We start from the raw sequence: 13,965 nt of genomic DNA on the forward strand, positions 1-13,965 counted from the left end.
GGTGTTCAATAAAGGAGAGATATACATGAGACTCAAGAAGATACTTGCTGTGTTCCTGACAGTCTGCATGCTTGTATCCATGACGGTCAATGTGGCGTCTGCTGCAGAACCCCAAGTCGACGACACGATCCTTCCGCCGATGCTTCAGTTCCTGGACCTCACTTCAGGTCCGGCGACAGGCGGAGAGAATGGCGATGGCGCATTTGTAACGGTATGGGGCAATTATCTCGGTGATAGAATGTCTGGCGAAGTTTACATAGGCGGAACTCAAGCTATTAAAACAAGTGTATGGACAGACAAGAAAATAACGTTCCAAATCCCGAAAAGCATATCGAACGGCAATTACAACATAACGGTTGTAACAGCTTACGGTGTTTCGAATACGCTTCCATTTACTGTACGGGACGGCGGGATCACTTTTGTTCAGGCTGGCGGCGATCTTGCAGCTGCGATCACGGCCATGAATCCCGGTGATATCGTGTATGTCGGGAATGGTTTTACAAGTGCGGAGAGCTTCAATCTTTCCAAGGTAGGAACTGCAGAGGCACCTTACGCGTTGGCAGCTTATCCGGGAGCTTCAGTACAGCTGGGTAGTTCGACAACAAGCAAAATATTTACAAATGGTTCGTCCAACCCGAGAGGAAAATACTGGACCCTCTCGCAGTTGCACTTGGTCGATGCGACTATTGCGGCCATCGAAATTTACGATGCCAACGGCTTCAGAATTGTAGGCAACCGGATTGAAATGCCCTCTATGGCGATGATTCAGAGCCTTGCAGCACTAAAAATCGGAGGCAGCAATATTACGATTCTCGGCAATGATATCGTAAATGTTATGAAAGATAGTGACGGATTCAAAGCAGACTGGAATCTGGGCGTCATTGAAGCGACTAAGAGAGGCAATTTCCAGAGAAATTCGCGCATCATTGATGTCAGGCCGGATAACGCACCGTCCGGTGTTACGGAATATGTCAACCTGGAGATCGGCTGGAATACGATTGGTCAAGATGAGCTGGGCAGGGGAAATGCCGCGCTCGGTATTTATTACTCCGGGGGTACCAGTACCAAGGATTCCTCCATCCACGATAACTATTTTTACAAAACGGCATGGTACGCTATACAAACTAGCAATTCGACACTTGGTGTGGTGAAAATATATAACAATATTTTCGATCAGGTGTCACACGGGGGCTATGCGGCCACAACCAAAAATATATGGCAGTATAATGCGGTCCGTTATGACGGGAATTCTGCCGAAACGTATTTCTATAACAACACCTTTTACAAAACAGGACTGACGCAGGCGGCCCGCAATTTTTCAATCCAAACAGCGGATGCAGCACTGGCAGCGGGTAAAATTACTCAGGCGGACCGCACGACGATCGCCGTCAATGCAACCGACTCACGGGTCGTCATCGGCAACAACACAAAACCGAAATATTTTGCTAACAACATCATCTATTGTCCACCGCTTGCCACAGCTGCCCCTTACCGATACTTCAGCCTCTCCGGCATGGTGTCGGGCGCATACAACAATTTGCTCATCGGAACGGACTGGGATGCCCCTGGTTGGGACCTGACGGCTAAGGCGTATAATTGGGACGATCCTGCAGTGGCTGCAACCGCCCTGTTCGTAAATCCGGAGAACCGTGATTTCAGATTGGCAAACGGAAGTCTGGCCATAAATGCAGGTACCCGCATGATCGATCGGATCGGCAGCAGTGCTGCAGATATTGCTCCTTATGCTTATAACGGTGTTAAGAGACCTTATGGCGGATCTAATGTGGACGTAGGTGCTCTTGAGCGTTCACTGCCAAACAAATTAGTATCCAGTTCGACTATGGCGGGTGGAAAGTACGTGCTTGACAAAGCCATAACCGGCTTACCTGCGATCCAGTTTGATGTAACTGCAAGCTCTCTGGCGGCCGACAGCTATATTGGCTTCGGCGATTTATACACAGCTGCATCAAGCATGTCGGATTTAGCCATCGTCTTAAAGCTGGATCAAGCGACCGGCTACTTTATGGCGGCCGACAACGGAGTATTCAAGAAAGACGCTAGTGTAGCTGCAGCAGCAGGCACGACCTACAAAGTGAAAATCGAGACGAATATGTTCAGCAGAACATATAGCGTATGGGTGAACGGCATACAAATTGCAAGCAACTACAGCTATGCGCCAAATTCAGTTGCCGCTTACTTCGCTTATATGTATGACTGGAGGAAGCGTTGAGGTTAAAAATGTTTCCCTGGATTCGTCGCCAATGACCAGCTTTTCAACAGACACGCCTTCCCTAAGTGTGCCTCGAGGAGTATCTGCAAGAGCGGATCTGAAAGCAACCTTCAACGGAGTGAAGTATGATGTAGCGGCACTATCTACGTATGTTTCCTCTAACCCCGCTGTTGCAGCTGTAGCATCCGACGGCACGATACTAACAAATGGGTTAGGTACGGCTACTATTACCGCAAAGTATAGCAATGTGACGGTTACCTTTAACGTAACAGTACTGGAGCCGGCTACAACAGGTATAGCTTTTGACAAGGCGGAATACAACATTCCGGCAGGCGATAAGGTTCCTTTCAGCTTGATAAGGACTTATTCCGACCATTCTATCGATAAGAATATATCCGCAGATTTGACCGCAAGCAACAATTTAGCCCTTGACGGCGGCTTTATCAAAGGGCTATCAGCAGGTCAAGGTACCGTTACTGCAAGTGCCAACGGGTTTACGGCTTTTTCCAGCGTGAAGGTATGGGACAATATTTCCAGCATTAAGCTGACCGCAGTTGAAAACCCGCTTGTCGGTGGAAGCTATGATCTGAAGGTTACTGCTCTTTTCGGGGCGACGGAAGTTGACATTACGAACAGCTCCATGCTGAGCTTCTCTTCTACAAACACCAAAGCAGTTGTGATCAACGGCACTAAAGCTCATGTGAAGGGCGAGGGAACGGCCAACATTACCGCAACCTATACGGCTCAGGGCGTAAAGACTAGCAAATTGCTCGTGAAGACAAAAAAGTCCGGCAGCAGTTCACAAGCCGCCCTGCACTTCTCTGATTTAACAACTGCTCCTAACAAGGGAGGAGAAAACAATCAAGGAGCGTTCGTTACAGTATGGGGAAATAACTTTGGTCCTTCCAGAGGAAACTCTTACATAGAGGTTGGGGGAGTTCCGGTAAATTCCTACCACGTCTGGGGCAGCGACCCTGTATCCGGTCTTGAAAAGATCAGCTTTCAATTAGGTAATCATGTACCGGCAGGCGCTCAAGTTATAAAGCTTGTTAAGGCTGACGGCAGCTCCAACGAATTGCCTATTCAAATCCTTGACAGCAGCGATATCGTCTTCGTCTCCTCTACCGGTAGTGACCTTCGCGGTAACGGAAGCTTTGACAAACCGTATGAGACGATCAACAATGCCAAGACGAAAATTGGCAACGGCGGGATCGTTTATGCGGGTACTTCAGTCGGCGAGATTGTAAACAACAAGGATAACTCAATCGCCTTGAGCAGTGCAGCCGCATCAGCGTCAAAAGCGCTTGTCGCTTATCCGGGAGCCGTGGTTAATCTCGGAGGCAAGACAGGCGGTGTCTTCTCCGGAGGTCCATACTGGACTATATCCCAGATCAAGGTTTGGGATTCGACGGGACCGATTGTAGACTTCTTTGACGGATTAAGATTTGTCGGCAACTATGTAACCCAGCCTAGCGGAGATGGGGCAAGCGGTACGCTCCATGGAGCAGGCGGGCAGGTGAAGCTGCTCGGCAACCACTTCGACAAAACTGGTGCGCAGAGCTCCGACAAGCTGTTCCATGCCATTTATTTCTCCAACTCAGGTCAGGTAAAAGAAAATATTGAGATCGCTTGGAACCGCATGACGGATATTATGGCTAACCGCGCGATTCAGTTCCATAAGGATGGCGATATCGAGGCGTTCAAAAATGTAAGCCTGCACGACAACTACTTCAAAAATATCCGAGGAAATGCAATCAATATTTCCAATTCAAACACGGGTACATGGACGATATACAACAACATTTTTGACCATACCGGAATAGGTCCTACATGGGCGACATCCGGCAGCTTCAATGCGATTAATATTGTGAACAATGATGCGGATATATTCATTTACAACAATCTGTTCAAAGACAACGGCTATGATAGCGACAAGCAAGTGCCAGACGATCCGGATGACCCATGGGCGTTGAAATCGTCAGGTCAAATCGCGTCCAGCAAAATTACTACGGATGCGTCGCGGAAACGCGGATCGCTATATATTTTCAGCAACATCTTTTACACCACGAAGCATACTTACTTCCAAGGCGGCTCTATCGATATGCTCCCGGGCAATTATGGCAACATTTTCTATGGTCGCGAAGGGAAGAGTGATGCTGTTCAGGCTTGGGATACTTCGGCCATTTACTTGAATCCGCAGCTGTCCGGTTATAGTCTTCTGTCTAACAGTCCGGCGATTGATGAAGGCAGAATGAGCATTACTGTAAACGGCAGTATGTATTCGTCACCCGTCATGCCGGTAACCGATTTCCTTGGCAAAGCAAGAATTTCAGGCTCAGCCATAGACATTGGCCCTGTAGAATATCAGCACGCGCCAATCATTCATCCACCTAGGGATGATAATCAAGGGGATGATAATTAACCTGGAGATGATAACCCAACTGGGGATGAAAATCCGAAGGAAACGACTACAAGGGCCGCAACCGCGGTGCTGATGTACAATCTGTATCTGTATCTTTACCCTTAAGGCGATAGCGAACAAGGGGGAACACTCTTAAGCAGAAGCAGAGCTCTGTTGAAGGGGGATCCCCCTTTTTGCGAAATAGAAGTTTATAAGACGGAGAGGCCTGAAGGAGGAATGGTGTTGAGATATGTTCCACTGACTCACAATTTGATGCCTGATTTGCTGGCGCTATGGAATCGGGAGCTGGAAGCCAGTTTTCCGATGCACCTCGAGCTGCTGCTTCAAAATACGTTAGGCGATCCGAATATGCTTCATGACGGCACATGGGCAGCACTAGATGAGAACGATAATGCCGCCGGCTTCATAGTTTCGAAAATATGGCAGGATACGGTGGAAGGATTCCAATTCGATCGCCGGCAAGGCTGGATTCAAGTGCTGCTTGTTGATTCCCGCTGCAGAAACCAGGGTGTCGGCAGCAAGCTGCTGGAGAAAGCCGAGTCTGCATTGACGAATGCTGGAGCAACAATGATCGGCTTAGGGAATGACATGCAATGGCGGTTTTTCCCGGGTATTCCGCATGAGAGCGAGTCGGTTAAGTCATGGTTTGAACGCCGTGGATACGAGTATGTGTCCCAAGCTTCAGATCTGTACAACGGTACACCGATCAGGACCGCACCCCGCTGCCGGAAGCCGAGGGTGTCACATACCGTTTATGGGATGGCTCGGATCATGAGCGCTTTTTGGATTTTTTTCATAGATGCTTCCCTGGCAAATGGGAATATCAAGCGGCTCGTTATATTTTAAAAGGCGGAGACGGCCGGGAATTTGTGTTGCTGGAAAAAGAAAGTCAAATCATCGGCTTTTGCCGGATTAATGATATACGGTCGCCGATCATGACGCAAAACATTTATTGGGCGCCTCTCTTTCAGGAGGAATTGGGGGGGATCGGGCCCCTCGGCGTGGACAGCCGATTCAGAGGCAACGGATACGGGCTTGCCATTGTCGAAGCCGGGATTCATTTTCTCCGGCAGCGCGGAATCCGGCATATCGTCATTGACCATACCGGTCTCACTGCTTTTTATGGGAAGCTCGGCTATCAGGTATGGAAATCGTATGACTATATGCAAAAACGATTCGTTGGGATGCATGAATAATGGCCATTTCTGACGGCTTGGAGTTTAACGCAGATTGGAGCATCCCTTTTTTGACGGAACGATTTTTTCATGAGGCGAACGAGGTGCTGCAGCTTCCCGATGATATTTCGCAAGCGTATCGTCAAGCCCTCTCGCTGATGAGAGAGCATGTGGAGCTTAGAAAGCTCGTTTGGATCAGCCACTTATTTTTATATGATTCCGGTAATAGGCCGCAAGCTGAACAAACGACTTGGCCGGATCGATCCGATCTGGATCGTCTAATGGGCGAACAATCTGGTATGTTCGCGGCCATCGTTTATATTTCTGGACTGCCGAAGACGATCGAGTGGTATCGTTCGAGGCAAATTCCGCTCGATGTCCTTACAGAAACGATGAGCGACGTCGAAGTATGGATGCGCGACTATCGCAAGAAGTATGGACATTGGGGGCTTGAGAAGCTGGATTGGTTAAAGCTTCACATGACCTGTAAGCTGTTCCGGCTTGGCCGGCTGCAGTTTATTATCGAGCCGTTCCATCACAACCTGCATGTATTCCGTCATGCGAACAATGGCAATGTCTTCGCATTTCCGGAAGCCGGCGTCAGCTTTAGAGCCGATGGACAGCTTGATGGAACGAACGATATTTACGATCGGCATGGAGGATGGACCTCCCGGTTTGAGATGACGGAGCATGAGATTATCGGGACTCCGATATCGGCCCAAGGGCATGCACTCCATGAGCCCATACGCTTGCAGAAAGCGCAGTGGCAGCCAGTCTTATCTGGGGGCGATCCCGTGCTGCAGCTCCATATACCGGAGGGAAGCAAAATGACTTTGGACCGGTGCAGGGAATCTTACAGAAAGGCGCTGCAGTTTTATCCGAAATATTTTCCTGACACGAAATTTAAAGCTTTTACATGCGGCTCCTGGCTGCTCAGTCCCCAGTTCCGGCAATTGCTCCCGGAAACATCGAATATAGTTCAATTTCTCAACGACTTCTATTTGTTCCCGATCTTATCTCATAACGCTTGGACACTTGCCAGAGTTTTTGGCAAGGGGCAGATCGATCTTGCAACCACACCTAGAAATACATTGCTTCGGCGTGTGATTGTCGAACATCTGGAGGAGGGGCATCTCATGCACAGCGGGGCCGGGTTTATTATGCGGGAAGATGCTGAGAGAGGATTATTTGCCCGTCATTACGGCCAGATCGGAAGCATTGATTCACCTAATTCATACTAGGAAGGAATGAAAGAACGCGATGACGATCGATTCATTTAGAAAAAATGGTTTTGTATTAGCGATCAATCACGAGCCGCTTAGCTTCTTACGGAGAGCGGGATATGCGGACTTGAAGACGGAACAAAGATTTCTGGATGATCATATGGAAGAAAATATTATTAAGCTCGTGCAGAACGGGTGCGATATAATCAGACAGCATTTTTACAAAGGCTCAGGCGTCGAGTGTGAGCAAGAAGAGATGGAGATGACCAAGCAGTACGTGGAGCTGGCCCATAAGCATGGGCTGAAGGTCCAGTTATACATTCAATTCGGCACCCTTTCCGGGGAAACGATGCTGGCCGAACAACCGGACATGATGAATTGGATTCAGACGGACGAGGACGGAAAGCCGATCACGCTGCTCTACGGCCATCAGACGTTTCGATATTATCCCTGCTTTAACAAGAATGGCTTCTGGGACTACCTGGAGCAAATTATTCATAAAGGCGTCGTGGAAGTAGGCGGTGATGCTATCGGCTTCGATAATATTAGTACGTCCGAGGAGCCTTACGTGTGCCACTGCATGGATTGCAAAACCGCTTTTGTAAACTTTCTCAAGGATAAATACCGTCCAGATACTCCGGAAGGATCGAAGCGTACAAAAGAAAGATTCGGGCATACAATACTCGATTACATGCGGCCTCCGGTATGGAACTATTTCATCCACCCGATGAATCTTGTGGAGATCAGAAACCCGGTCATCCAGGAATGGATTCTTTTCCGATGCGACAGCCTTACTAAGGTCATAACCCGCTTATATGATTACTGTAAAAAACTTAATCCGGACGTCCTCCTGGAATTTAACACATACAAACATTTTGGATCCAATACAGCCTTCCTGCATGGCTTGTATGTGCCTGATTTCATAGATTGTATGGACGCTTTCTGGAATGAATGCGACAGATTCCCAAGGTATTCCAGTGATGGTGTTCTGTTCAGTAGAATCCGCAGCTTCAAGATGGCAAGAGCTATGGATAAAATCGTGTTCGCTAATCAGCCCTACGAGTCCTCTCCCGGTAAAATGGTTGCTTATGCGGAATCGATGGCATTCAATCACGGCATTATTAACGGCGTTGAAGGCGCTGCGGCGATTTATTCCGGGGAAGAGCAAGAGTTCAAGGGGTATAAAGCGTTTAGAAACAAGCATGCCGACATTTACGACGCTGTGCCTGTAACGAACGTTGCGCTGTACGAATCGAAGGCATCGCTATCCTTCAACAACTACTATCCCTATTATTCGAACATCACCATGCAGCAGGGGCTGCAGCAAGGGCATGTTCCGTACAACTTGATATTCAATCTTACTAGCATTGACAAGTATAAGGTCATCATTTTACCCAATACGGAATGCTTGACTGATGAAGAGATACAAGGTTTGCTAGCGTTTGCGGACAATGGCGGCGGCTTGATTGTTACGGATAAATCCGGTGAATTTGACGATTGGAGAAGAAGCAGGGGGGACCAGTCGCTGCTAGCCAAGCTCGGGATTGCCAAAGAACCGTGGCATCATTTGTTAAAAATGGATTACGGCCGAGGGAAGGTCGTCTATATTCCGAATTTACGTACAAATAAGCCGTTCGATATGAAAGCCTTTGCGCAGAAGGAAGACCAGCCGCGGATTACACCGGAATATTGGGGACCTCCGCTCAATCAGGATGAGATTATGGAAGCGATCCAATGGGCTTCGGAGAAAACGATTCCTGTAGAGGTTGAAGCGCCAAACTACGTAGTAGTGGATATACAGCGAAAAACAAGCGACCAAAAGCTTTGCTTGCATTTGTTGAATTACAAGGGCGAAGAGGCAGTAAACAATGTCAGAATCAAGCTTGGCGCAAGTCTCGATCCCGGAACCCGAATCCAAGTATTATCCGCAGATACCGGAGAGGAATGTACCGTGGAGATGAGTTCGAGCGGCTGGATTACGATCCCCAAGCTACGTATTTATTCGGTTGTTTGTTTTGAATAAAATCTGAAAGGGGAAAAATGCGATGATCGGTTACGATGTTAAGGAAATCTCGCTTGGCGGTATCGAAGGGGCAATCGCAATCACATCGGTACAAAAAGGGATCGACGGAAATATTTATGTAGGACTCACTGGTTTAGGCCATGTCCTCGTAAAAGTTAATGCTGAAGATGATTCCGTCCAAGATCTTGGACAAATATTCCCTGAGCGCAAAAATATGGTGCCGATCTATGATAAGGTGCACAATTCGCTCGTTGAAGGACCTGACGGTGAACTGTATATAGGACAGGGCTTGAACATCGACTGGAACGGTTCCCCTTATGACTGCGATTTGGCAGCTTACGGCGGAGGCCATCTTTTCAGATACGATATTCATACAGGGGAACTTGAGGATTATGGCATCCAGGTTCCATTAAATGCCATACACGGCTTGGCAATAGACAAGAAGAGAAGAATCATCTATGGCTATACGATTCCTGACAACCACTTTTTCATTCATTATCTGGATGATCACAGAGTAATCGACAAGGGAAAAATATCGCATTATGCGTCGCATAACCTTGTCGTCGGACAGGAAGGAACCGTATTCGGCGGCTATTTCGGTAATATTACCTGGAGCGGTGGTCCGGTTGCAGATGAGAGCAGGAAAAAATTCAGCTTCCTGGGAACCTATCTTTTCAATTATCATCCCGATACGGATAAGTTCATCCGAACAGAAGAGCTTGTTGTTCATGGGGATGAATATGATATTTTCGCAAATAAAGGAATTGACGGTTGGGTATGCGCTTCCGACGGTACGATTTACGGCGGAACAGCGGTAGGCGGCGTAATATTTAAAGTGGATGAGAGTACGAACAAGGTGACGCCGATAGGCAAACCTATCATGACACCAAGGGTACCCGGCATGAAAGAGGCTAATGACGGCACTATATTTATTACCGCAGGGTTTCCCAACATGCACTTGATCAGCTACAATCCCAAGACTGAGAAATTCGTTGACCACGGTTCCCCGAATCCTGACCGGGAGCTGTGCTACTTTCATGGGATGGCGGTAATGGATAACGGCACCATTTATGTAGGCGAAACGGACAGCAACATTCCGATGTTATTTAAATTAACGCCAAATTGCTGAATGGAGGTTCACATGGAATTACCTGTGCTTATGCCCGAACCTAATTATTTGAGCTTTCAAAAAGGCTTTAGGAGTATCGGATACACCGATCCTATCTTCATAAGTCCTGAAGCTAGTCGTAATTATCCCGAGCTAATACAAGCATTAAACGATACCCTTGGTATGAATCTTACCGTCAATCAGGATATGAACGACTGTAAATTAGGGTTCACATTAGGTTCTGAACATGAAATCAAAGAGATCAATAAGCAATTTAACACGAATTTTCAACTTGATCAGCTCAAGGAAGAGTGCTATTTCATCCACTGTTACAAGGATGGGATTCGAGTATCGGCTATGGATCGCAAAGGTTTTTTTTATGCTATACAAACCTTGCAGCAATTGATAGTAATGCGTACCGAAAGCTTAGTTTCTATTAAAAGTGCTATAATTTTCGATTATCCGCATGTAAGCCAGCGAGGTGTGCACATTTATTTGCCCCCGGAAGAGGAGGTCGATTATTTCAAGAGGTTCATAAAAGGGTTAGCCAACATGAAATATAATCGTATCTACGTGGAAGTAACCGGGATGGAATATAAAAGGCATCCAGAAATTAATGAATCCTGGGTGAAATATGCTGAAGATATGAATGAATTTCCTGAAAAGGCTAAGCTGTATCAAAACGCCTTTAAATATATGAAGGATAGCATTCACATCGAGAATGGCGGCGGTAAATTTCTAAGTCAAGAACTCGTGAAAGAATTAGTTCTGTTCTGCAAGGAACATATGTTTGAAGTTGTACCGGAGGTTCAATCTTTGAGTCATTGCGATTATCTTGTTATTCCGCATAGAGAAATCGCTGAAAGGCCCCATGACCCTTATCCGGACACCTATTGCCCCATGAATCCGAAGAGCTATGAGCTGTTGTTTGACGTAATGGATGAGGTAATTGAAGTATTTGAACCTGCGACGATCAATATCGGTCACGATGAGTGGTATTCCTATTGTGAGTGCGAGAAGTGTAAGGATTGGGATCCTGCGGACCTATTTGCTTACGACGTTACCAAAATTCATGACTATTTAGCTACAAAAGAAGTTAAGACTGAAATGTGGGGAGAAAAGCTTTTAAATGCGCATACGCTTGATGGAAGAGGACAAGGAGGCGCATTTAAAGTTATTGAAAGCTATGAAGTATCGAAAATTTTCGGTTATAGAGGCGCCACATTTCCTGCTATTTCAAAAGTTCCGAAAGATATTGCTATGTTTAACTGGTATTGGGGCATTGAACCTACAGGCTTTGAACAATATAGACAAAATGGACTGACAGGCATCTGCAGCAATTTTGTTGGACCTAATGTGCCCAATTGGGAATTGGTTTCACGGATGGACAACGTAGTAGGTGCGGAGTGTTCCCATTGGGATACGCTGGAGCACAATAATATGGCCCGCGACGGGTATTTATTCAATATCATTTATTCTTCTTATGCTTTCTGGAATGAAACCTACAATAATTATTCCTATGTAAAGGTTAGAGATTTGACGGTCGCGTATTCGCCATATTTGTTGCAGATTCTGAGCGGGGAAATTCTTCCGTCCTATTCGAAAAAAGAATATGATACGTCTTCCGTCATTGTTAGACACGAGGAGAAGGACAATTATTACCTGGGAACATCTGCGGTGGAAATACGAAATTTCCTGCACACGAATGTGAAGCATGAAGTGGGAACTTATCATTCGAAGATAAAACGATATACGGTAGCTCAAACCTTTAGAGTAGGTATTGTCGAGGATCAAGCCGATAGTATCATTTTCAGTCATAATACGACGGCTGTTATTCCTTTTCGATTAGCTGACCATGGATATAAGATAGAGGATTATTTAATTGGAACTTACACGGTTACGTATGAAGACGGCTCTACATGTCCGATTGAGTTATACTTCGGCCAGCACATCGCAAACTCCAAAGCAGACTGGGGCAGAAGGGCAGAGTCGATCTGCAACTACCACACAGATATTTATTTTCAGCAGGCCTCTTATTATATTCAACCACGTTTAATCTGCGAAAACGGAAGAGGAAGCCAAACGGTTTATGATTTTGAATGGAACAATCCTTATCCGAATAAAACAATTGCAAGCATTTCCCTAACGGCAAATAACCTCAATACGCCCTTTAAAATTCTGGTTTACGATATTAAATGTGTGAAGCTGAAATAATGCGTTTTCAACGGGAGGTCAAACATGAAACAAGCCTTTATTTACCCGGAGCCAAGCCTATACAAACCTACTTACGGCTATTTTGATGCAAGCAAGCCTTTGAATGTTAGTTTAAGTGAAGAGGTGCTTCTTGAGGTTCCAGAAATATCAGAAGCTTTAAAGAGAATCTTGGGATTGGGAAACGTTTCTTTAGACACCGCAGGCGCAATTGTTTTGAGAAAGGTAGAAGAAGCGGATATAGCCCGCATCAATAACAAGTACTCGACAGCCTTTAGACTTTCCGAGTTTGGCAATGAATCTTTCATGATCCTCGTTCGTTCCTATCAATTAGAGGTAGCTGCTTTGGGCGGCAGTGGATTCCTCTATGCTTTGAAGATGGTAAAACAGTTAATGTCTGATGGTAGAACGATTAAAAATGGGGTTATGCTCGTTCATCCTTACAGAGAGCTAAGACAAGTGTGCATTCATTTGCCCAATAAAAAGGAATATGAATGGTTCCTTAAAGTGATAGAAGAGATCGCTGATTTGAAATACAATTCCATCATTTTCGGAAATTGTGATTCCAGTGATCTGCAGCAAGAGGCAAAGGAATACATGGAAGACTTGTGCAGAAGAAACGGGATTCAAACCTGCTTTAGCAATGAAAATGAAGATGGTCCTTATGAAACGGCATTTGAGCTTGATGCATCAAGTGTAGCTTCGTGGGAGCTAAGAACAAGATTCACCAAGTATATTGAAGCGATCGGGGATGTAAAAGTTTCCTATACAGGCGAACTCACAGAAGAAGCCATGGTTCAGAATGGATTCATCTTCAGATTAGTAATAGGATCGTATGCTCTAAATCATGCTGAGTTTGCAAACTCAACATGGGAAAAGGTTCTTCCGCTGGCAATGGAAAGAACTTACTTGTTCATGAATAATGTCCACGGATTAAGAAGGCCTTCACTTAGTGAGTATGCGGATCGCTATTCTGTGCTTATTAGAAATAATGACAGGGATGTTGTTACAAGAAAACCGATTCCAATCATTCATTTCAATGAACAAATGACGATTGCCGATATCCAGCAATCAAGTGATAGTGTTATGATCAGGCATTCCCTTAAAGCGGATCAGGGTTCTGCAAAATCCGGTGAGCGCATTGGTTATTATACAGTACACTTCGATAACGGCGATCAAGAGCAAATCGATTTGATTATGGATATAAATATTAGTTGTGAATCCGTGAAGTGGAACCATGAATTTAATCCTATTACACATCAATATGATACGGATACAAGGCTACACAAGGTAAGCTATCGCACAAGGCCTCTGCTTCATGCCGATGTAAACTCTCAGACCATTTCCCTGTATGACTTGGAGTGGGTCAATCCTAAACCTGATTGTTACGTAACTAAGATCACTGCTGCGGTTACCAATCCCAAATATTGTTTAGGCGTGTACAAGATAGATAATGTGGTATTGATCGATTAACACGCTAGAGAAACATGCAATTCTGATAGTCGCACAAGAGAGCGCACATGCCGTTCGTTGCCCACGCAATGAGCGGCATGTGTATATTGACGCCGATCAG

At 45.9% G+C, this 13,965-nt stretch carries 9 protein-coding genes; all 9 read left to right on the forward strand.

The features are described from left to right. Nucleotides 1-25 precede the first annotated feature (25 nt). On the forward strand, nt 26-2,230 hold the full coding sequence (locus AC58QD_RS29150) for an IPT/TIG domain-containing protein (protein WP_497338555.1): 2,205 nt from the start codon (nt 26-28) through the stop codon (nt 2,228-2,230). Nucleotides 2,231-2,261: 31 nt separating this feature from the next. Further along, a complete protein-coding gene (locus tag AC58QD_RS29155; protein ID WP_497338556.1) occupies nt 2,262-4,652 on the forward strand; it encodes a choice-of-anchor Q domain-containing protein in 2,391 nt (796 codons plus the stop codon). 222 nt (nt 4,653-4,874) lie between these two features. Next, a complete protein-coding gene (locus AC58QD_RS29160) occupies nt 4,875-5,498 on the forward strand; it encodes a GNAT family N-acetyltransferase (protein ID WP_497338557.1) in 624 nt (207 codons plus the stop codon). Then, nucleotides 5,435-5,848 carry a GNAT family N-acetyltransferase gene (locus AC58QD_RS29165; protein ID WP_497338558.1) on the forward strand — a complete coding sequence of 138 codons (414 nt, stop codon included), beginning with the start codon at nt 5,435-5,437 and terminating at the stop codon, nt 5,846-5,848. The genes AC58QD_RS29160 and AC58QD_RS29165 overlap by 64 nt, the downstream gene beginning before the upstream one ends. Then, a complete protein-coding gene (locus AC58QD_RS29170) occupies nt 5,848-7,068 on the forward strand; it encodes an acyltransferase domain-containing protein (protein ID WP_497338559.1) in 1,221 nt (406 codons plus the stop codon). Before AC58QD_RS29165 ends, AC58QD_RS29170 begins: the two co-directional genes overlap by 1 nt. A 19-nt stretch (nt 7,069-7,087) precedes the next feature. Beyond that, complete coding sequence (locus AC58QD_RS29175; protein WP_497338560.1) at nt 7,088-9,073, forward strand: beta-galactosidase trimerization domain-containing protein; 1,986 nt, start codon at nt 7,088-7,090, stop codon at nt 9,071-9,073. 22 nt (nt 9,074-9,095) lie between these two features. Continuing rightward, nucleotides 9,096-10,202 carry a hypothetical protein gene (locus AC58QD_RS29180; RefSeq protein WP_497338561.1) on the forward strand — a complete coding sequence of 369 codons (1,107 nt, stop codon included), beginning with the start codon at nt 9,096-9,098 and terminating at the stop codon, nt 10,200-10,202. 12 nt (nt 10,203-10,214) lie between these two features. Further along, nucleotides 10,215-12,395 (forward strand): family 20 glycosylhydrolase, encoded by a 2,181-nt coding sequence (locus AC58QD_RS29185; protein WP_497338562.1) that lies wholly within the window; start codon nt 10,215-10,217, stop codon nt 12,393-12,395. 24 nt (nt 12,396-12,419) lie between these two features. Then, on the forward strand, nt 12,420-13,865 hold the full coding sequence (locus tag AC58QD_RS29190) for a hypothetical protein (protein WP_497338563.1): 1,446 nt from the start codon (nt 12,420-12,422) through the stop codon (nt 13,863-13,865). The last annotated feature ends 100 nt before the right edge of the window (nt 13,866-13,965 follow it).

The organism is Paenibacillus sp. J2R1T-4, assembly GCF_059692235.1.

Coding starts and splice junctions, on each gene's coding strand:
- AC58QD_RS29190 (WP_497338563.1), top strand. CDS start 12,420: ATGAAACAAGCCTTTATTTACCCGGAGCCAAGCCTATACAAACCTACT.
- AC58QD_RS29150 (WP_497338555.1), top strand. CDS start 26: ATGAGACTCAAGAAGATACTTGCTGTGTTCCTGACAGTCTGCATGCTT.
- AC58QD_RS29180 (WP_497338561.1), top strand. CDS start 9,096: ATGATCGGTTACGATGTTAAGGAAATCTCGCTTGGCGGTATCGAAGGG.
- AC58QD_RS29175 (WP_497338560.1), top strand. CDS start 7,088: ATGACGATCGATTCATTTAGAAAAAATGGTTTTGTATTAGCGATCAAT.
- AC58QD_RS29170 (WP_497338559.1), top strand. CDS start 5,848: ATGGCCATTTCTGACGGCTTGGAGTTTAACGCAGATTGGAGCATCCCT.
- AC58QD_RS29185 (WP_497338562.1), top strand. CDS start 10,215: ATGGAATTACCTGTGCTTATGCCCGAACCTAATTATTTGAGCTTTCAA.
- AC58QD_RS29155 (WP_497338556.1), top strand. CDS start 2,262: ATGACCAGCTTTTCAACAGACACGCCTTCCCTAAGTGTGCCTCGAGGA.